Below are 19,179 nucleotides of genomic sequence, written 5' to 3'. Positions count from 1 at the left end.
GCCCCCGCCCCCGATTCCGAGGCGCCCACCGGCCCCGAGGGCGGCGACCCGCGAGGAGACCGGCCGTGATTTCGCTCGGCCGGGTCCCCGACGCGCACGCCTGCTCCCGAGCGGGCTGCCCGCGGACGGCGACGTTCGCGATCGCGTGGCGGAACCCGAGGATCCACGCGGAGGACCGTCGGAAGACCTGGCTGGCCTGCGGCGAGCACCTGGAGTTCCTGCGCGAGTTCCTCCTCGCCCGCGACTTCCCGCTCGAGGTGAAGCCGCTCTACACGGTCGATCGCGGAGCGGAACGATGAGCGGCGACGCGCCCCGTCCCTCCTGGCGCTTCGTCTTCTCGCGACGCTGGTTCGGCTACCTCGCTCTCGCGATCGTCTTCGCCGTCGCCTGCGTGCTGCTCTCGCGCTGGCAGGTCGCGCGGCTCGACCAGGCCGCCTCGACCAACCGGCTGGTCACCGCGAACTGGACCGCCGACCCGGTGGCGCTCGACGGGCTGCTCCCCGCCGACTCCACGTGGGACGACGCCCTCGAGTACCGCCCGGTCGAGATCACCGGCGTCTACGAGACGCAGGGGCAGACCCTCGTCCGCAACCGGCCCTACAACGGCAACCCCGGCTTCGAGATCCTGACGCCGCTGCGGCTCGACGACGGCAGCGTGTTCGTCGTCGACCGCGGCTGGGTCCCCGTCGGCTCGACCCAGGACTCCCCCGACGCGATCCCCGCGCCGCCCGAGGGAGAGGTGACCGTCGTCGCCCGCCTGAAGCCCGCGGAGGGACGGATCGACGGACGCTCCGCACCGGCCGGCCAGATCGCCACGATCCAGCTCGATGACCTGTCGACGCAGCTGGACGAGCCCCTGCGGACCTCGGCGTACGGCCTGCTGGTCGCCGAGGCGCCGGCGCCGGTCGACGCTCCCCCGCTGGCCGCGATCAAGCCAGTCTCCGACGAGGGCCTGCACATCAGCTACGCGATCCAGTGGGTGCTGTTCGCCGTCATGGGCTTCGGCGGGCTCGGCTGGGCGATCCGCCACGAGTACCGCATCCGCAACGCCGACGACCCCGAGGTCGTGGCGGCCGAGGAGCGGCGCGAGGAGCGCCGCCGACGCCGCGGCCGCAGCGACTCCGAGGTCGAGGACGAGCTGCTCGACGCCCGCTAGGCGAGCGTGATCAGGTCGAGGTAGTCGGCCGCCCAGTGGTCCTCGGTGCCCTCCGGCATGATCAGGACGCGCTCGGGGTTCAGTGCCTCGACGGCTCCCTCGTCGTGGCTGACCAGGACGACCGCGCCCTCGTAGTGCGCGAGCGCGTCGAGGATCTCCTCGCGGCTCGCGGGATCGAGGTTGTTGGTGGGCTCGTCGAGCAGGAGAACGTTCGCGCCCGAGACCACGATCATCGCCAGGGCGAGACGGGTCTTCTCCCCGCCGGAGAGGACCCCGGCCGGCTTGTGCGAGTCGTCGCCGGTGAACAGGAACGAGCCCAGGACCCGGCGGGCCTCGGTCTCGGTGAGGTTCGGGCTGGAAGAGACCATGTTCTCGAGCACCGAGCGCTTGACGTCGATCGTCTCGTGCTCCTGCGCGTAGTAGCCGATCCGGAGGCCGTGCCCGGCCTCGATCACTCCGGTGTCGGGCTGGTCGACGCCGCCCAGGATGCGCAGGAGCGTCGTCTTGCCCGCTCCGTTGAGCCCCAGGATGACGACCTTGGAGCCGCGGTCGATCGCGAGGTCGACGGCGGTGAAGATCTCGAGCGAGCCGTAGCTCTTCGACAGGTTCTGAGCCTGCAGAGGGGTGCGACCGCAGGCGGACGGGGTCGGGAACCGGAGCTTCGCGACGCGGTCGACCGCGCGGACCTCCTCGAGCCCGCTGAGCATGCGCTCGGCACGCGCGACCATCTGGTGCGCCGCTGCGGCCTTCGAGGCCTTCGCGCCGAACTTGGCGGCCTGCAGCTGGAGGGCACCGGCCTTCTTCTCGACGTTGACCCGCTCCTTCTTGCGGCGCTCCTCGTCGGCGGCGCGCTGGCGCTGGTAGTTCTTCCAGTTCATGTTGTAGACGTCGATGACCTGGCGGTTGGCGTCGAGGTAGAAGACGCGGTTCACGGTCTCGCCGACCAGCTCGATGTCGTGGCTGATCACGATGAAGCCGCCGCGGTAGTTCTTGAGGAACTCGCGGAGCCAGACGACGGAGTCGGCGTCGAGGTGGTTCGTCGGCTCGTCGAGGATGAGCGTGCTCGCGTCGGAGAAGAGGATGCGCGCGAGCTCGATGCGGCGCCGCTGGCCACCGGAGAGCGTCTTGAGCGGCTGGTCGAGGATCCGGTCGGGGAGGTTGAGGTTGCTCGCGATCGACGCGGCCTCCGCCTCAGCCGCGTATCCGCCCAGGGAGAGGAAGCGATCCGTGAGGTTGCCGTACTTCTTCATGCCGGCCTCGCTCACGGAGGTGTCGCTGCTCGACATCGCGACCGTCGCCTCCTGCATGCCGAGCACCAGCTGCCCCAGCCCGCGGGCGTCGAGGATGCGGGTGCGCGCGAGCTCCTCCGGGTCGCCGGAGCGCGGGTCCTGAGGGAGGTAGCCGATCTCGCCGCCGCGGTCGACCGTGCCCTTCGAGGCGATGAGGTCGCCCGCGAGGACCTTGGTCAGCGTCGTCTTCCCCGCCCCGTTGCGGCCGACGAGGCCGACCTTGTCGCCGTCGCCCACCCGGAAGGAGACGTTCTCCATCAGGAGTCGGGCGCCGACTCGGAGTTCGAGGTCGTGCACGCTGAGCACAGTGCTGTCCGTTCCCGCCAAGAAATGGCGTTCGGTTCGGGAGGAGTGGGGCAAGGGGCCGCGATGCGGCAGCCCCCTAGTATATTTCCTGAGCCGCGGGGCGGATCCACGTCCGCTCACCGCGGACGCGCTCGCTCCTCGCTCTCGGGCGACCAGGACTCTCGGAGATCACCCATGTCCCCTTCCTCTTCCGCCCTCCCGCGCCCGGTCCTCGCCGACCGGCTCGTCACCCGCTCCGTCGCGACCGACGCCCTGCTGGTGCTCGCGGGTGCGGGTCTCACCGCGGCGATGGCGCAGCTGTTCATCCCGATGTGGCCGGTCCCCTTCACGGGCCAGACCTTCGCGGTCCTCCTGGTCGGCACGACGCTCGGCGCACTCCGCGGCGCGCTGTCCATGCTCGTGTACGCGCTCGTCGGCGCTCTCGGCGCCCCGGTCTTCACCGAGGGCTCGCACGGCTGGGCGGTCCTCGCGGGTCCCACCGGCGGCTACATCGTCGGCTTCGTCCTCGCGTCGATCGTCACCGGGTGGCTCGCCCAGCGGCAGTGGGACCGTCGCGTCCTCGGCACGCTGGTGACCTTCCTCGCCGGCACCGCCACCATCTACCTCGTCGGCTTGCCCTGGCTGGCCGCCGCCCTCGCCTCGCTGGGGCTGCCAGCCGACCTCGGCTCCGTCCTCTCCGCGGGACTCGTGCCCTTCCTGGTCGGCGACGCGCTCAAGGCGCTGGTCGCTGCCGCGCTGCTCCCCACCACCTGGGCGATGCTCTCGCGACGCTCGCGCTGAGCGGTCGCACGGACGCCGAAGGGCCGGGAGGACGATTCCTCCCGGCCCTTCGGGCGTCCGGCAGAGGTCGAGCCGCCCGGTCCTCCTGCTCGACCTCGGTGGGCACCTCCACCGACTCGACCGGCGGGGACGACGACGGCCCTCGACGCCGGAGCCGTCCCGCCCGGCCGTTCCGACTCCACGACGGACTGCGACCGGCTGAAGACGACAGGAACGCCGAAGGGCCGGGAGGACGACTCCTCCCGGCCCTTCGGCGTCGGTGTGCAGCGGCTAGATCGAGAAGCCGAGTGCGCGCATCATGTCGCGCCCGTCCTCGGTGATCCGGTCGGGACCCCACGGCGGCATCCAGACCCAGTTGATCCGGAACGCCTCGACGATGCCGTCGAGCGACTCGGCGGTCTGCTCCTCGAGCACGTCGGTCAGCGGGCAGCCCGCCGAGGTGAGGGTCATGTGGATGACGAGGGCGTCGTTCTCGTCGTCCCAGCCCAGGTCGTAGATGAGTCCCAGGTCGACCACGTTGACCCCGAGCTCGGGGTCCATGACGTCCTTGAGGGCCTCCTCGACCTGGTCGAAGAGCTTCGGCTCGAGAGTGGTGACCGCCATGATCAGACCGTCGCCGAGGTCAGGAAGCGGTCGTAGCCCTCGTCCTCGAGCCGGGTGGCGAGCTCCTTGCCGCCCTGCTCGGCGACGCGGCCGGCGACGAAGACGTGGACGAAGTCGGGCTGGATGTAGCGGAGGATCCGCGTGTAGTGCGTGATCAGCAGCACGCCGAGACCGGTGCTCTGGTGGGCGCGGTTGACTCCCTCCGACACGATCTTGAGCGCGTCGACGTCGAGGCCGGAGTCGGTCTCGTCGAGGACGGCGAACTGCGGGGCGAGCAGCTCGAGCTGGAGGATCTCGTTGCGCTTCTTCTCGCCGCCCGAGAAGCCCTCGTTGACGTTGCGCGCCGCGAAGGACGAGTCCATGCGGAGGTTCGCCATCGCCGACTTGACGTCCTTCGTCCACGTGCGGATGGCGGGCGCCTCGCCGGCGATCGCGGTCTTGGCAGTGCGGAGGAAGTTGGTGTTGGTCACACCGGGGATCTCGACCGGGTACTGCATGGCGAGGAAGAGGCCCGCGCGGGCGCGCTCGTCGACGGACATGTCGAGGACCTCGACGCCGTCGAGGGTGATCGAGCCGCCGTCGACGTGGTACTTGGGGTGTCCCGCGATCGTGTACGCGAGGGTGGACTTGCCGGACCCGTTGGGGCCCATGATCGCGTGGATCTCACCCTGGTTGATGGTGAGATCGACACCGCGGAGGATCTGCTTGGTCCCCTGCTCGGTCTCGACACTGACGTGGAGATCGCTGATCTGGAGAACGGACATTCAGACTTCCTTCGTGACGGTCGGGTCGATGTAGACGTCGCCGTCGATGATCTCGACGACGAAGACGGGGACCGGCTCGTAGGCCGGGAGGTTCAGGGGGGTGCCGGTGCGGAGGGAGAACTGGGAGCCGTGCGCCCAGCACTCGAGGCTGTCGCCCTCGACGAAGCCCTCGGAGAGCGAGATCTCGCCGTGCGTGCACGTGTCGCCGATGGCGTGGATCTCGCCGGCGGAGTCCTGCACGACCGCGATCGCGACTCCGTCGACCTCGACACGCATGGCCTGGTTGGGGATCAGCTCGGAGACCGAGCAGATCATCGCGGCGTTGCTCATGCGGTGACCGCCGCTCCGCGGGAGGAGCCGGTCTGGCCGGCGCTGCCGGCGAGCTCCGCCTCGATCGCGAGCTGCAGGCGGTCCTCGAGCTCGGCGACCTTGATCTGCTGCACGATCTCGCTGAGGAACCCGCGCACGACCAGGCGTCGCGCCTCGTCCTCGCGGATCCCGCGGGACTGCAGGTAGAAGAGCTGCTCGTCGTCGAAGCGGCCGGTCGCCGAGGCGTGCCCCGCTCCGGCGATGTCACCGGTCTCGATCTCGAGGTTCGGAATGGAGTCGGCGCGCGTGCCGTCCGAGAGGACCAGGTTGCGGTTCTGCTCGTAGCTGTCGGTGCCGGTGGCGCTGTTGCGGATCAGGACGTCGCCGATCCAGACGGTGCGCGCGCCCTCGCCCTGCAGCGCGCCCTTGTAGGTCACGCGGCTGCGGGTGTCGGGGGCGTCGTGGTCGACGTACACCTGCTGCTCGAGGTGCTGGCCGCCGTCGGCGAAGTACAGGCCGAAGAGTTCGCCGTCCGCTCCGCGCTCGACGAGGTGCGCCGAGGGGTTCACCCGGACGATGGAGCCGCCGAGGGTGACCACGATGTGCTTCACCTTCGCGTCGCGTCCGACCCGCACGAAGTGGTTGGCCAGGTGCCGGGCGTCATCCGCCCACTCCTGCACGGTGACGACGGTGAGCTGCGCGCCCTCGCCGACGAGGATCTCCACGTTCTCCGCGAGGGAGGCCTCCCCCTCGTTCTGCAGCACGACGACGGCGCGGGCGTAGGGCGCCGCCTCGATGATCGTGTGCGCGGCGCGGGGTGCGGAGCCGAGGCCCGAGCGGACGAGGGTGGCGACCTTCTCGTCCTCGCCCGTCACGCGGACGGCGAGGGCCTTCTCGAAGCTCGACCAGGCGTTCGCGGCGGCGCGGTCCTCGGGGAGGCCGGCGGTGCCGATCCGCTGGTCGTCGCGGCCGACCCACGAGACGTCCACACCGTCCACCGCCGCGTGCTCGAGGGGGGCGGGCGAGCCGTCGAGCGCGCCGTCGATCAGATCGCCGAGGCGGGCGACGGGCGTCAGCTTCCAGGCGATCTCGCGGCCGGTGACGGCCTCGAAGGCCTCGACGTCGGCCGACGCGAAGCGCTCGGAGCGCGTCTGCACGGGCGTGAACGCCCCGTCGGAGTGGGCGCTGATGCCCAGGCGCTCAGCGGCGGCCGCGCCGTCGATCTCGGGGGTCGCGGCGCTCGTGGGGACCGTCATCTGGCGGTGGTTCCTTTCGATGGGTGCGGGGCGCCCCGTCCGGGCGCCCCTTCGAGGGGGGAGGCGGGCGTCAACCGACGCTGCCCTCCATCCCCATCTCGATGAGCTTGTTCAGCTCGAGGGCGTACTCCATGGGCAGCTCGCGCGCGATCGGCTCGATGAAGCCGCGGACGATCATGGCCATCGCCTCGTCCTCCGGCAGGCCGCGCGACATCAGGTAGAAGAGCTGCTCCTCGCTGACCTTCGACACCGTCGCCTCGTGGCCGAGCTGCACGTCGTCGACACGGATGTCGATCGCCGGGTAGGTGTCGGAGCGCGAGATGGTGTCGACCAGGAGGGCGTCGCAGCGCACGGTGTTCGCCGAGTGGTGCGCGTTCGCGTCCACCCGGACCTCGCCTCGGTATCCGGCGCGACCGCCGCCGCGGGCGATCGACTTCGAGACGATCGACGACTGCGTGTACGGCGCCATGTGGACCATCTTCGCGCCGGCGTCCTGGTGCTGGCCGGGGCCCGCGAACGCGACGGAGAGGGTCTCGCCCTTGGCGTGCTCGCCGACCAGGAAGATCGACGGGTACTTCATCGTGACCTTGGAGCCGATGTTGCCGTCGATCCACTCCATCGTCGCGCCCTCGTGCGCGATCGCGCGCTTGGTGACGAGGTTGTAGACGTTGTTCGACCAGTTCTGGATCGTCGTGTAGCGCACGCGGGCGTTCTTCTTCACGATGATCTCGACCACGGCCGAGTGCAGCGAGTCCGACTTGTAGATCGGAGCCGTGCAGCCCTCGATGTAGTGGACGTAGCTGTCCTCGTCCGCGATGATCAGGGTCCGCTCGAACTGGCCCATGTTCTCGGTGTTGATCCGGAAGTAGGCCTGCAGCGGGATGTCCACGTGGACGCCCTTGGGGACGTACACGAAGGAGCCGCCGGACCAGACCGCGGTGTTCAGCGCCGCGAACTTGTTGTCGCCCGCGGGGATGACGGTGCCGAAGTACTCCTCGAAGATCTCGGGGTGCTCGCGCAGCGCCGTGTCGGTGTCCATGAAGATGACGCCCTGCTCCTCCAGGTCCTCGCGGATCTGGTGGTAGACGACCTCGGACTCGTACTGGGCCGCGACGCCGCCGACGAGGCGCTGGCGCTCCGCCTCCGGGATGCCGAGCTTCTCGTACGTGTTCTTGATGTCGTCCGGGAGGTCGTCCCAGGTCTGCGCCTGCTTCTCGGTGGAGCGGACGAAGTACTTGATGTTGTCGAAGTCGATGTCCGACAGGTCGGCGCCCCACGTCGGCATGGGCTTGCGCTCGAAGAGCTTCAGGGCCTTCATGCGGCGGTCGCGCATCCAGGCGGGCTCGTTCTTGAGCGCGGAGATGTCGGAGACTACCTCGGGCGAGATGCCGCGTCGCGCGGAGGCTCCGGCGGAGTCCGAGTCGGACCAGCCGAACTCGTAGACGCCCAGGCTCTCGAGCTCGGGGCGGTCGATCAGGATGTCTGACATGTGTACCTCGTTTCCTACCCACTGCTAACCGGTCGGGTCCCGGAGTCATTCCCCCGGGGGTGGCCCGCGGGTGCTCTCCGGCCGGTCGCGCGATCGATCTGATGCGCGGAGCGGATGATGTGCGTCCCTGGATTCCGGAGGTGTGCGTCGGCGCTCCATCGGGCCGTGTGCGGATCACGTGCGCAGGGTGCGTCGAACCGTGACCAGCTTCTCATTCTACCGGCGTCCGCCGTTCAGCGGAACCTCCGCACCTGGGTGTCGGCCGGGCACCGGTGACGTGCCTCCAGACGCGCATGGCCATACCGGTGTCGGTGGTCCGTGATTCGGTTCCGCCATGACGAACGACGCATCGACCCCGATCCCCGCACGACTCGTGACCGCACTGGTGGGCGCCGGCCTGCCGACCGGACCCGCACGGGCGTTCGGCCCTCTCGCCCGCGCGATCGCGGCCGACCTCCCGCTGCGGGCGCTCCCCCGCGTGCTCCTGCGCCTCCGGCGGCACCTGCTCTCCGCCGAGCCGGAGCCCGCGGTCAGGCGGCGGGCTGGAGCTCCTGGGCGGCGTCCCGGCGCTGGGCGCGCACGGTGAACAGCCTCGGGTTGACGTCGAGCAGCACGCGGACCGCGCCGACCCAGATGAGCGCCGAGCCGAGCAGGTGCACCGCGACGAGCGTCTCGGGCAGCGCGGTGAGCGACTGCGCGACCCCGACCAGCGCCTGCAGCACGACGACCACGAGGAAGGCGACCACGCGCCGCCGGGCGAGCTCCGAGCCCGCCGCCCGCGACAGGCGCAGGAGCAGCGCGGCGCCCACGACGAGCACCGCCGTGCCGAGCACGCCGTGGACGACGGTCACGCTCTCCCAGTGGAACTGCATGCGGGGCACCTCCGCGGAGTCGCCGGCGTGCGGGCCGGTCCCCGTCACGAGGGTCCCCACGAGGATCACGAGGAGCGTCAGGCCGACGAGCCCGATGCTGAGCGCCCGCGTCGGGCGGTCAGGCTCGAAGGCCACGGACTGCGAGCGGTGGGCGCGGTGCCACGTCAGTGCGGTGGTGGTGAGGAGGGCGATGGCGAGAACGAAGTGCCCGGCCACGATGTACGGGTTGAGGCCCGAGTGGACGGTCGCGCCGCCCGCGAGGGCGTTCGCGACGACGAGCCAGAACTGCGACCAAGCGAGCCGGGTCATGGTGCGGTCGCGCGGCTTCTGCAGGCGCGCGGCCGTGATCGCCCAGCCCACCGCGACCACGAGGACGCCGGTGAACGCGCGGTTCGTGAACTCGATGAAGCCGTGGATCCCGAGCTCGGGGGTCGAGGTGAGCGAGCCCGGCTCGCACGCCGGCCAGGTGGGGCAGCCGAGGCCAGAGCCGGTCAGCCGGACGACGCCCCCGAAGAAGATGATCAGGATGCTCGCGACGAGCGCCGCGGTGGTCCCCCAGCGCAGTGCGCGCGGACCCAGGGTCACCCGCTCGGCGAGCAAGGAGAACGGCGTCACCATCAGAAGGGGAGCAGCGGGTCGATGCCGACGGCGAGGAAGAGCAGGGTGAGGTATCCGATGGACCCGTGGAACACCCGCATCGGCGAGACGTGCTCGTGACGGATCGCGAGGCTGTAGAGGCGGTGCGTCTCGGCGATGAACCAGACTCCGCTGCCGAGCGCGACCACCGTGTAGAGCACCCCCATTCCGGCGACGGGGATCAGCAGGAGCGAGCAGGCGACGGTGGCCCAGGCGTAGAGGATGACCTGGAGCCCGACGATCGTGCGTCCGCGCACGACGGCCAGCATCGGCACGCCGGCGGCCTGGTAGTCGTCCCGGTACTTCATCGACAGCGGCCAGTAGTGCGGCGGCGTCCAGAGGAAGATGACGGAGAAGAGGATGACGGGGGCCCAGTCGAGCGAGCCGGTGACCGCCGCCCAGCCGATCAGCACCGGCATGCAGCCCGCGATGCCGCCCCACACGATGTTCTGCGGCGTCCGGCGCTTGAGGAAGAGCGTGTAGAACACGACGTAGATCAGGATCGCGGCGAGCGAGAGGCCCGCGGAGAGCCAGTTGGCCGTGAGGCCGAGCCAGACGATCGACAGGACGCCGATCGTGGTCGCGAAGACGAGCGCGGACCGGTCCGAGATCTCCCCGGTCACGAGCGGCCGGTTCTTCGTCCGGTTCATGATCCGGTCGATGTCGCGGTCGAAGTAGCAGTTGAACGCGCCCGCGGACCCGGCGCTCAGCGCGCCGCCGATCAGGACGTTGAGGACCAGCAGCAGATTGGGGATCCCGCCCTGCGCCAGGATCATCGTCGGAGCGGTCACCACGAGGAGCAGCTCGATCACGCGCGGCTTCGTCAGAGCGACGAAGGCCTTCACCTTGCGCGAGAGGGTCGTCGGCGACGCCCCGTCCCGCTCGACGGCGGTGGTCTCCACGACTGCGTCCATTGCTCCTCTAACGATTCGATGATCCCGAACGAGTGTAATGCGCCCGTCCGGGAGCCGGGCCCGGCGTGCACGCTTGTCCAATCGGACGCAGACATATGCGACCACGCAACCCCCGGTCGGCGGCGCACCCCCCTCCGTATACTCGGGACTGCTCGCCAGAGCGCCCGGCACGCACCCGAGCCCGCCCGACGATCGTCGGCACGGGGCCGAGAGGGCCGTCGCCGGAGCATCGTGTCGAAGTCGTCATGCGGCGTGCTCCACCATGCGAGAGGGCGGACGGTCCCCGTCTGCCCCACGTCTCGAGAAGGGTCAGTACCAAGTGTCAGAACTGCAATGGGAATCCATTGACGAGAAGGCAGTCGACACGGCGAGGGTTCTCGCCGCGGATGCGGTCGAGAAGGTCGGCAACGGCCATCCCGGAACCGCCATGAGCCTCGCGCCCGCCGCCTACCTCCTGTTCCAGAAGGTCATGCGCCGCGATCCGTCCGACGCGACCTGGATCGGCCGCGACCGGTTCATCCTGTCGGTCGGCCACTCCTCGCTGACCCAGTACGTCCAGTTCTACCTGGGCGGCTACGGACTCGAGCTCGACGACCTCAAGGCGCTGCGCACCTGGGGCTCGAAGACCCCGGGCCACCCGGAGTACGGCCACACCGACGGCGTCGAGATCACCACCGGGCCGCTCGGCCAGGGCCTCGCCTCCGCCGTGGGCTTCGCCTACGCCTCGCGCTTCGAGCGCGACCTGTTCGACCCGGAGGCCGCCGCGGGCACCTCCCCGTTCGACCACTTCGTCTACGTGATCGCCGGCGACGGCGACCTGCAGGAGGGCGTCACCAGCGAGGCCTCCTCGCTGGCCGGCCACCAGAAGCTCGGCAACCTGGTCGTCATCTACGACTCCAACCAGATCTCGATCGAGGACGACACCAACATCGCCTTCACCGAGGACGTCAAGGCGCGCTACGAGGCCTACGACTGGCAGGTCCAGGTCGTCGACTGGAAGAAGACCGGCGAGTACCACGAGGACGTCGCCGAGCTGCACGCCGCGATCGAGGCCGCGAAGGGCGAGACCGACAAGCCGTCGCTCATCATCCTGCGCACCATCATCGGCTGGCCGTCGCCGAAGAAGCAGAACACCGGCAAGATCCACGGCTCCGCCCTGGGCGCCGACGAGCTCCGCGGACTCAAGGAGGTGCTCGGCTTCGACCCCGAGAAGACCTTCGACGTCGCCGACGAGGTCATCGAGCACACCCGCAAGGCCGTCGAGCGCGGCCAGGCCCAGCACGTCGAGTGGGACGAGCAGCTCGCCGCCTGGGCGTCCGCGAACCCCGAGAAGAAGGAGCTGCTCGACCGGGTCCTCTCGGGCGAGCTGCCCGAGGGCGTCCAGGAGGCGCTCCCCGTCTTCGAGCCCGGCAAGGAGGTCTCGACCCGCGCCGCGTCCGGCAAGGTCATCAACGCCCTCGCCGGCGTGATCCCCGAGCTGTGGGGCGGCTCCGCCGACCTCGCCGAGTCGAACAACACGACGATCGAGGGAGCCGGCTCCTTCGTCCCGACGGAGTTCTCGACCCACGAGTGGACCGGGAAGAAGGGCGGCCGCGTGCTGCACTTCGGCATCCGCGAGCACGCCATGGGCGCGATCCTCAACGGGATCGTCCTGCACGGCAACACCCGCCCCTTCGGCGGCACCTTCCTGATCTTCTCCGACTACATGCGCCCGGCGGTCCGTCTCGCCGCGCTCATGAAGGCGCCGGCCATCTACGTCTGGACCCACGACTCCGTGGCGCTCGGCGAGGACGGCCCGACGCACCAGCCGGTCGAGCAGCTGTCGACCCTCCGCGCGATCCCGGGCCTGGACATCGTCCGCCCCGGCGACGCGAACGAGGTCGCCTACGCCTGGAAGACCATCCTCGAGCGCCGCGAGGGCCCCGCCGGCCTCGCGCTCACCCGTCAGAACATCCCGGTGTTCGAGCGCGGCGAGGGCGACGCGGAGGGCGAGACCTTCGCCTCCGCCGCGAACGTCGCCCGTGGTGCCTACATCCTGGCCGAGGCGCCGGGCGGCACCCCGGACGTGATCTTCATCGCGACCGGCTCCGAGGTCCAGATCGCCGTCGAGGCGCGCGAGGCCCTGAGGAGCGAAGGCGTCAACGCCCGCGTCGTCTCGGCTCCGTCCCTCGAGTGGTTCGAGGAGCAGGACGCCGAGTACCGCGAGAAGGTCCTGCCCTCCTCGGTGAAGGCGCGCGTCTCGATCGAGGCCGGCCTGAGCCTGGGCTGGCAGAAGTACGTCGGCGACGCCGGCCGCTCCGTCTCGATCGAGCACTTCGGCGCCTCGGCCGACTACAAGACCCTGTTCCGCGAGTTCGGGATCACCACCGAGGCGGCACTGTCCGCCGCCAAGGAGTCGCTCGCAGCCTCCTGACCCGAAGGCCGCGTCCACCACGGACGCGGCCTTCGCCGTCGGAGCAGCGGCTCCCCCTCACACCACGCACCACCTACGCAGAAGAAGAAGAGACATGACCGAGAACACCCCCACCGCAGAGCTCTCCGCCGCCGGCGTCAGCATCTGGCTCGACGACCTCTCCCGCTCGCGCATCTCCACCGGAGGGCTGCAGAAGCTCATCGAGGAGAAGAACGTCGTCGGAGTCACCACGAACCCCACGATCTTCGCCGCGGCCCTGACCAACGGCGAGTCCTACGACGCCCAGGTGCGCGAGCTCGCCTCCGCCGGCACCTCGGTGACCGACGCCGTCTTCGAGATCACCACCGACGACGTCGCCGCGGCGTCCGACATCTTCCGCCCGATCTACGACGCGACCAACGGCTACGACGGCCGCGTGTCGATCGAGGTCGAGCCCGGCCTGGCGCACGACGCCCAGGGCACCATCGAGCAGGCCAAGGCCCTCTGGGCCAAGGTCGACCGCCCCAACGCGATGATCAAGATCCCCGCGACCGTCGAGGGCCTCGAGGCCATCACGGAGGTCATCGGCTCCGGCATCTCGGTGAACGTCACCCTGATCTTCTCGCTCGCCCGCTACCGCGCCGTCATCAACGCGTACCTGGCCGGCCTCGAGAAGGCCAAGGACGCCGGCATCGACCTGTCGACCATCCACTCCGTCGCCTCGTTCTTCGTCTCGCGCGTCGACACCGAGATCGACAAGCGCCTCGAGGCCGTCGGCACCGACGAGGCCCGCGCCCTCAAGAGCAAGTCCGGCGTCGCCAACGCGCAGCTGGCCTACGAGGTCTTCGTCGAGGCGTTCGCCACCGAGCGCGCCCTGCTGCTCCAGGAGTCCGGCGCCAACCGCCAGCGCCCCCTCTGGGCCTCGACCGGCGTCAAGTCGACCGACCTCCCCGACACCCTCTACGTGACCGAGCTCGTCGCGGCCGGCGTGGTCAACACGATGCCCGAGAAGACCCTCGAGGCGACCTTCGACCACGGCGTCATCACCGGCGACACCGTCACCGGCTCGTACGCCGACGCGAACGCCGTCCTCGACGCCGTCGCGGCGCAGGGCGTCTCGTACGCCGACGTCACCGAGCTGCTCGAGAAGGAGGGCGTGGAGAAGTTCATCGTCTCCTGGAACGAGCTGCTCGACACCGTCACCGCGGCGCTCGAGGGCGCGAAGGCGCAGGCCTGATCATGGCCATCCAGATCCACGTCAGCGGAGACGCCGAGAAGGCCGTCGACCGCGTCGTCCCGGAGCTCGTCGCCGACGAGGTCGCGTCCGGCATCACCGCCCAGGTCCCCACCCTGTGGGGCGCCGCGGCGGAGGAGGAGGCGGCCAAGCGCCTCGGGTGGACCGAGTCGACCACCGTCTCCCGCCCCCTGATCCCCCAGATCCTCGCCCTGCGCGAGGAGTTCCAGGCCAAGGGCGTCGACCACATCGTCCTCGGCGGCATGGGCGGCTCCTCGCTCGCGCCCGAGGTCATCACCCGCACCGCCGGCGTCGAGCTCACCGTGCTCGACTCGACGGCGCCCGGCCAGGTGCTCGCGGCCCTGAACGACCGGCTCGCGTCGACCGCGGTCGTCATCTCCTCGAAGTCCGGCTCGACCGTCGAGACCGCGAGCCAGAAGAAGGCCTACGAGAAGGCGTTCACGGAGGCGGGCATCGATCCGCTCGACCGCATCGTCATCGTGACCGACCCGGGCTCGCCCCTGGACACCTCCTCCCGCGAGGCCGGCTACCGCGTGTTCAACGCCGACCCGAACATCGGCGGGCGCTTCTCGGCGCTCTCCGCGTTCGGCCTCGTGCCGTCCGGGCTCGCCGGCGCCGACATCGAGGCCCTCCTCGACGAGGCGGCCGAGGCCTCCCTCGGGCTCGCCGTGGACTCCCCCGAGAACCCGGGCCTGATCCTCGGAGCGGCGATCGCCGCGACCAGCCCGCGCCGCGACAAGCTCGCGATCGTCGCCGACGGGACCGACATCGTCGGCTTCGCCGACTGGGCGGAGCAGCTCATCGCCGAGTCCACCGGCAAGGACGGCACGGGCATCCTCCCCGTCGTCCTCGGCACGCTGGCCCCCGAGCTCTCGGAGGACCTGCCCGACGTGCAGGTCGTCCGCCTGGTCGAGGACGCCACGGCGCTGCACCTGTTCCCGCGCGACCGCCACGAGGGCGAGATCCTCCTCTCCGGCTCGCTCGGCGCTCAGATGCTGACGTGGGAGTACGCCGTCGCCGTCGCGGGTCGCCTCCTGGGCATCAACCCGTTCGACCAGCCCGACGTCGAGTCGGCGAAGGTCGCGACCCGGGCCCTGCTCGAGAAGCGCCCCGAGCCCGAGGCGCCCGCGTTCACCGACGCGGGCATCGAGGTCACCGGCAGCAGCAGCGTCACCGAGGGCGTCTCGACCGTCGCCGCCGCTGTCGACCGCCTCCTCGCGCAGCTGGGCGACGGCGGCTACGTCTCGATCCAGGCGTACGTCGACCGCCTCGCGCTCCCGCAGCTCGAGGGCGTGCGCGACCTCCTCGCCGCGCAGGCCCAGCGCCCCGTCACCTTCGGGTGGGGCCCGCGCTTCCTGCACTCGACCGGGCAGTACCACAAGGGAGGGGCGCCGACCGGCGTGTTCCTCCAGATCACCGAGCGCTCCGACGTGGACCTCGAGATCCCGGACAGCCCGTTCACCTTCGGCCAGCTCATCCTGGCGCAGGCCGCCGGCGACGCGAGCGTGCTCGCCGAGCACGGCCGGCCGGTGCTGACCCTCACGCTGACCGACCCCGAGGCCGACCTCGAGGCGCTCTTCGAGGCCCTCAACACCTGATCCGACGGGCACGCCGCCGCTGCGCTCTCGAGCGCGCGGCGGCGTGCCCGCGGTCGTCCCGCGACCACTTCCCGGGGCAGCAGCCGGGCCCGCCCGCTCCTCCCCCTCCCTCACCGATAGCAGTGCGCCGGTCCCACCGGCACACAGAAGGACACTGCACATGTCTGTGGACATCACCCCCGAGTTCAATCCGCTGAGGTTGAGCTTCGACCGCCGGTTGAACCGGATCGCCGGGCCCAGCGGCCTCGTCATCTTCGGCGTGACCGGCGACCTCTCCCGCAAGAAGCTCATGCCCGCGGTCTACGATCTCGCCAACCGCGGCCTCCTGCCTCCCGGCTTCGCCCTCGTCGGATTCGCCCGGCGCGACTGGGACGACCAGGACTTCGAGCAGGTCGTCCACGACTCCGTGAAGAAGCACGCCCGCACCGAGTTCCACGAGGAGGTCTGGGCGCAGCTCGCGCAGGGCATCCGGTTCGTGCAGGGCGAGTTCGACGACCCCGAGGCGTTCGCCCGCCTGAAGACGACCGTCGACGACCTCGACCGCGAGCGCGGCACGAACGGCAACTTCGCCTTCTACCTCTCGATCCCCCCGAAGTCCTTCCCGCAGGTCACCGAGCAGCTGCGCAGCTCCGGCCTCGCCGAGCAGAAGGACGGCCAGTGGCGCCGCGTCGTCATCGAGAAGCCGTTCGGCAGCGACCTGAAGACGGCTCGCGAGCTGAACGACGTCGTCGAGTCGGTCTTCCCGCCCGACTCCGTCTTCCGGATCGACCACTACCTCGGCAAGGAGACGGTCCAGAACATCCTGGCCCTCCGCTTCGCCAACATGATGTACGAGCCGCTCTGGAACTCGAACTACGTCGACCACGTGCAGATCACCATGGCCGAGGACATCGGCGTGGGCGGGCGCGCGGGCTACTACGACGGCATCGGAGCGGCGCGCGACGTCATCCAGAACCACCTGCTGCAGCTGCTCGCCCTGACCGCCATGGAGGAGCCGATCTCGTTCGACGCGGCCGACCTCCGTGCGGAGAAGGAGAAGGTCCTCGCGGCCGTCCGCCTCCCCGCCGACCTCTCCACCGCGACCGCCCGCGGGCAGTACGCCGGCGGCTGGCAGGGCGGCGAGAAGGTGCTCGGCTTCCTCGAGGAGGACGGCATGAGCCCCACCTCGACCACCGAGACCTACGCCGCCATGCGCCTGGACATCGGCACCCGACGCTGGGCCGGCGTGCCGTTCTACCTGCGGGCCGGCAAGCGCCTCGGCCGCCGCGTCACCGAGATCGCGGTCGTGTTCAAGCGGGCACCGAAGCAGCTCTTCGCCGAGAGCCAGACCACGTCGCTGGGCCAGAACGCGCTCGTCATCCGGGTCCAGCCCGACGAGGGCGTCACCATGCGCTTCGGCTCGAAGGTGCCCGGCGCCGGCATGCAGGTGCGCGACGTGACGATGGACTTCGGCTACGGCCACGCGTTCACCGAGGCGAGTCCCGAGGCCTACGAGCGTCTCATCCTCGACGTCCTCCTGGGCGAGCCGCCGCTCTTCCCCCGGCACGAGGAGGTCGAGCTGTCCTGGAAGATCCTCGACCCGATCGAGGAGTTCTGGGCCACGCAGGGCCAGCCCGAGCAGTACCGCCCCGGAACCTGGGGCCCCGATTCCGCCGACGAGCTCCTCGCCCGCGACGGCCGCACCTGGAGGCGTCCATGATCGTCGATCTGCCCGACACCACGACGAGCGAGGTCTCGAAGACCCTCGTCAAGATCCGCGAGGAGGGCGGCGCCGTCGCCCTCGGCCGCGTCCTCACCCTCATCATCGCGACCTCCCGGGGTCACGAGGAGGAGGCCATCGAAGCCGCGAACGACGCGTCCCGCGAGCACCCGATGCGCGTCATCGTGGTCTCGAAAGACGACGGCACCACCACGGTCCCGGTCGACGCGACGGCGCGGGTCGACGCGCAGATCCGGGTCGGAGGCGACGCCGGCGCGAGCGAGGTCGTCGTGCTCCGTCCCTACGGGGACGCGGCCGAGGACGAGGAGAGCCTGGTCACGGGCCTGCTCCTCCCCGACGCCCCCGTCGTGGCCTGGTGGCCGAACAGCGCTCCGGACAACGCCTCCGCGTCCCCGATCGGCCGGATCGCCACCCGGCGGATCACCGACGCGTCGGCCCAGTCGAACCCGGCGGAGGCGCTGCACCACCTCGCCTCCACCTATGCCCCCGGCGACACCGACTTCGCCTGGACCCGCCTCACCCTCTGGCGCGCGCAGCTCGCAGCCGTGCTCGACCAGCCGCCCTACGAGCCGATCACGGCCGTCGAGGTCTCGGGCGCGCCCGACTCCCCCTCGACGATCCTGCTCGCCGCCTGGCTGCAGCTCGAGCTCGACATCCCCGTCGACCACGAGCTCACGATCAGCGCCACCGGGTCCAGCGGGATCCACGGCGTGCGGCTCATCCGCGACTCCGGAGTGATCGAGCTCGAGCGCTCGGTGCCCAACGTCGCGACGCTCACGCAGCCCGATCAGCCGGTCCACGACATCTCGCTCCCCCGCCGCAGCCTCCGGGACTGCCTGGCGGAGGAGCTGCGCCGGCTCGACCCGGATGACCTGTACGGTGAAGTGATCTCGCGCGGGGTCGACATGCTCACTGAGAAGGCCGAGGCCCGCAGCGCCTCCTGAGGCGTGGGCGCCCGTCCAGGGCGCCCACGCCTCAGAGCTTCCCGACACGGAGCCGAACCCCGCCGATCGGCACCCGAACCCGAAGGAGTCCCCTGAGATGACCACCGAACGCCGCGTGCTGGTCCACCGCGACAAGCAGACCCTCGCCGGCTCGGTCGCCGCCCGGTTCCTCACCAAGACGATCGACGTCCTCGACGACCTGGGTTCGGCGAACGTCGTGCTCACCGGAGGGACGATGGGAGCCGCCACGCTCAAGGAGATCGGCTCCTCCTCCGCCGCCGGCAACGTGGACTGGTCGCGCGTGCACTTCTGGTGGGGCGATGAGCGCTGGGTGCCCCGCGGCCACGAGGACCGCAACGACGTCCAGGCGGGGGACCTCTTCAGCGTCCTCGACGTGCCGGCGGCGAACGTGCACTCTTACCCGGCCTCGGACGAGGGTCTGGACCTCGACGGCGCCGCCGCTGCCTACGACGCGGAGCTGCGCGAGCACGCCTCCGAGGGGCGCGACTACCCGCGCTTCGACATCACCTTCCTCGGTGTCGGGCCGGACGGGCACATCGCGTCGCTGTTCCCCGAGCGCTCCGCGATCCGCTCCACGACTCCCGGCGTCCTCGCCGTACGCAACTCGCCGAAGCCGCCGCCGGAGCGCCTCACCCTCACGCTGCCGCTGATCAACCAGTCGGACCGCATCTGGATGGTGCTCGCCGGCGCCGACAAGGCCTCGGCCCTGGGCCTCGCGCTCGCGGGTGCCAGCACGAACGAGGTGCCCGCGTCGGGCGCGTTCGGTCGCAAGCGCACGGTGTTCTTCGTCGACCAGGAGGCTGCGGCCGAGGTCCCCGAGTCGCTCATCGCTCCGAGCTACTGAGGCCGGTCCGGAAACGACGGAAGGCCCGTCC

General features: G+C 70.5%; 17 protein-coding genes. 9 read left to right on the top strand and 8 right to left on the bottom strand.

From position 1 onward, the window contains the following. Positions 1–65 precede the first annotated feature (65 nt). Together C5C57_RS11385 and C5C57_RS11380 are read left to right on the top strand one after the other, a co-directional pair. Entirely contained in the window at positions 66–299 is a 234-nt protein-coding gene (locus C5C57_RS11385) for a hypothetical protein (protein WP_104297636.1), read from the top strand. Next, positions 296–1,156: an SURF1 family protein gene (locus tag C5C57_RS11380; RefSeq protein ID WP_104297635.1), complete on the top strand. Its 861-nt coding sequence runs from the start codon at positions 296–298 to the stop codon at positions 1,154–1,156. Before C5C57_RS11385 ends, C5C57_RS11380 begins: the two co-directional genes overlap by 4 nt. Here the strand turns inward: C5C57_RS11380 and C5C57_RS11375 are convergent. Then, the gene (locus C5C57_RS11375) at positions 1,153–2,751 is read right to left on the bottom strand and encodes an ABC-F family ATP-binding cassette domain-containing protein (RefSeq protein WP_104221943.1); all 1,599 of its coding nucleotides are present in this window, start codon (positions 2,749–2,751) and stop codon (positions 1,153–1,155) included. The genes C5C57_RS11380 and C5C57_RS11375 overlap by 4 nt on opposite strands. Before the next feature lie 174 nt (positions 2,752–2,925). Between C5C57_RS11375 and C5C57_RS11370 the strand changes: the two genes are divergently transcribed. After that, positions 2,926–3,531: a biotin transporter BioY gene (locus tag C5C57_RS11370; RefSeq protein ID WP_104232632.1), complete on the top strand. Its 606-nt coding sequence runs from the start codon at positions 2,926–2,928 to the stop codon at positions 3,529–3,531. Between the two features lie 270 nt (positions 3,532–3,801). Here the strand turns inward: C5C57_RS11370 and C5C57_RS11365 are convergent, their stop codons facing one another. The 7 genes from C5C57_RS11365 to C5C57_RS11335 form a co-directional block, all read right to left on the bottom strand. Continuing rightward, complete coding sequence (locus C5C57_RS11365) at positions 3,802–4,134, bottom strand: metal-sulfur cluster assembly factor (protein ID WP_104221939.1); 333 nt, start codon at positions 4,132–4,134, stop codon at positions 3,802–3,804. A 2-nt stretch (positions 4,135–4,136) separates the two neighbouring features. Next, positions 4,137–4,898: a Fe-S cluster assembly ATPase SufC gene (sufC, locus tag C5C57_RS11360; protein ID WP_104221937.1), complete on the bottom strand. Its 762-nt coding sequence runs from the start codon at positions 4,896–4,898 to the stop codon at positions 4,137–4,139. Next, a complete protein-coding gene (locus C5C57_RS11355) occupies positions 4,899–5,228 on the bottom strand; it encodes a non-heme iron oxygenase ferredoxin subunit (RefSeq protein ID WP_077222834.1) in 330 nt (109 codons plus the stop codon). Next, on the bottom strand, positions 5,225–6,463 hold the full coding sequence (gene sufD / locus C5C57_RS11350; protein ID WP_104287907.1) for a Fe-S cluster assembly protein SufD: 1,239 nt from the start codon (positions 6,461–6,463) through the stop codon (positions 5,225–5,227). Before sufD ends, C5C57_RS11355 begins: the two co-directional genes overlap by 4 nt. Before the next feature lie 70 nt (positions 6,464–6,533). Next, on the bottom strand, positions 6,534–7,952 hold the full coding sequence (sufB, locus tag C5C57_RS11345; protein ID WP_104221933.1) for a Fe-S cluster assembly protein SufB: 1,419 nt from the start codon (positions 7,950–7,952) through the stop codon (positions 6,534–6,536). Between the two features lie 530 nt (positions 7,953–8,482). Continuing rightward, the gene (locus tag C5C57_RS11340; protein WP_104246804.1) at positions 8,483–9,442 is read right to left on the bottom strand and encodes a heme A synthase; all 960 of its coding nucleotides are present in this window, start codon (positions 9,440–9,442) and stop codon (positions 8,483–8,485) included. Continuing rightward, positions 9,442–10,374 (bottom strand): heme o synthase, encoded by a 933-nt coding sequence (locus C5C57_RS11335; protein WP_104232635.1) that lies wholly within the window; start codon positions 10,372–10,374, stop codon positions 9,442–9,444. The genes C5C57_RS11340 and C5C57_RS11335 overlap by 1 nt, the downstream gene beginning before the upstream one ends. A gap of 319 nt (positions 10,375–10,693) precedes the next feature. On the opposite strand from C5C57_RS11335, the gene tkt reads away from it, so the two are divergent. From tkt to pgl, 6 genes are all read left to right on the top strand, one after another. Continuing rightward, on the top strand, positions 10,694–12,787 hold the full coding sequence (gene tkt / locus C5C57_RS11330; RefSeq protein WP_104246803.1) for a transketolase: 2,094 nt from the start codon (positions 10,694–10,696) through the stop codon (positions 12,785–12,787). A 94-nt stretch (positions 12,788–12,881) separates the two neighbouring features. Next, a complete protein-coding gene (tal, locus tag C5C57_RS11325) occupies positions 12,882–14,003 on the top strand; it encodes a transaldolase (protein WP_104221924.1) in 1,122 nt (373 codons plus the stop codon). A 2-nt stretch (positions 14,004–14,005) separates the two neighbouring features. After that, positions 14,006–15,619 carry a glucose-6-phosphate isomerase gene (locus tag C5C57_RS11320; RefSeq protein ID WP_104221922.1) on the top strand — a complete coding sequence of 538 codons (1,614 nt, stop codon included), beginning with the start codon at positions 14,006–14,008 and terminating at the stop codon, positions 15,617–15,619. 160 nt (positions 15,620–15,779) lie between these two features. Further along, entirely contained in the window at positions 15,780–17,318 is a 1,539-nt protein-coding gene (gene zwf / locus C5C57_RS11315; RefSeq protein ID WP_104246802.1) for a glucose-6-phosphate dehydrogenase, read from the top strand. Next, positions 17,315–18,283, top strand: coding sequence for a glucose-6-phosphate dehydrogenase assembly protein OpcA (locus C5C57_RS11310; protein WP_104232638.1), 969 nt, complete (start codon positions 17,315–17,317; stop codon positions 18,281–18,283). Before zwf ends, C5C57_RS11310 begins: the two co-directional genes overlap by 4 nt. Positions 18,284–18,380: 97 nt before the next feature. Further along, entirely contained in the window at positions 18,381–19,148 is a 768-nt protein-coding gene (gene pgl, locus C5C57_RS11305) for a 6-phosphogluconolactonase (RefSeq protein ID WP_104221917.1), read from the top strand. Positions 19,149–19,179: the final 31 nt, after the last annotated feature.

The organism is Rathayibacter sp. AY1C5 (assembly GCF_002931705.1).
Lineage (GTDB): Bacteria > Actinomycetota > Actinomycetes > Actinomycetales > Microbacteriaceae > Rathayibacter.
The sequence above is the reverse complement of the archived record's forward strand: the minus strand, read 5'-3'. Positions and strand labels throughout refer to the sequence as shown.

Bases quoted from the DNA above. Each gene is read 5' to 3' on its own strand.
- sufD (WP_104287907.1), bottom strand. From the start codon at position 6,463: ATGACGGTCCCCACGAGCGCCGCGACCCCCGAGATCGACGGCGCGGCC.
- C5C57_RS11365 (WP_104221939.1), bottom strand. From the start codon at position 4,134: ATGGCGGTCACCACTCTCGAGCCGAAGCTCTTCGACCAGGTCGAGGAG.
- tal (WP_104221924.1), top strand. From the start codon at position 12,882: ATGACCGAGAACACCCCCACCGCAGAGCTCTCCGCCGCCGGCGTCAGC.
- C5C57_RS11310 (WP_104232638.1), top strand. From the start codon at position 17,315: ATGATCGTCGATCTGCCCGACACCACGACGAGCGAGGTCTCGAAGACC.
- sufC (WP_104221937.1), bottom strand. From the start codon at position 4,898: ATGTCCGTTCTCCAGATCAGCGATCTCCACGTCAGTGTCGAGACCGAG.
- C5C57_RS11340 (WP_104246804.1), bottom strand. From the start codon at position 9,442: ATGGTGACGCCGTTCTCCTTGCTCGCCGAGCGGGTGACCCTGGGTCCG.
- C5C57_RS11335 (WP_104232635.1), bottom strand. From the start codon at position 10,374: ATGGACGCAGTCGTGGAGACCACCGCCGTCGAGCGGGACGGGGCGTCG.
- C5C57_RS11370 (WP_104232632.1), top strand. From the start codon at position 2,926: ATGTCCCCTTCCTCTTCCGCCCTCCCGCGCCCGGTCCTCGCCGACCGG.
- C5C57_RS11355 (WP_077222834.1), bottom strand. From the start codon at position 5,228: ATGAGCAACGCCGCGATGATCTGCTCGGTCTCCGAGCTGATCCCCAAC.
- C5C57_RS11320 (WP_104221922.1), top strand. From the start codon at position 14,006: ATGGCCATCCAGATCCACGTCAGCGGAGACGCCGAGAAGGCCGTCGAC.
- pgl (WP_104221917.1), top strand. From the start codon at position 18,381: ATGACCACCGAACGCCGCGTGCTGGTCCACCGCGACAAGCAGACCCTC.
- C5C57_RS11380 (WP_104297635.1), top strand. From the start codon at position 296: ATGAGCGGCGACGCGCCCCGTCCCTCCTGGCGCTTCGTCTTCTCGCGA.
- zwf (WP_104246802.1), top strand. From the start codon at position 15,780: ATGTCTGTGGACATCACCCCCGAGTTCAATCCGCTGAGGTTGAGCTTC.
- sufB (WP_104221933.1), bottom strand. From the start codon at position 7,952: ATGTCAGACATCCTGATCGACCGCCCCGAGCTCGAGAGCCTGGGCGTC.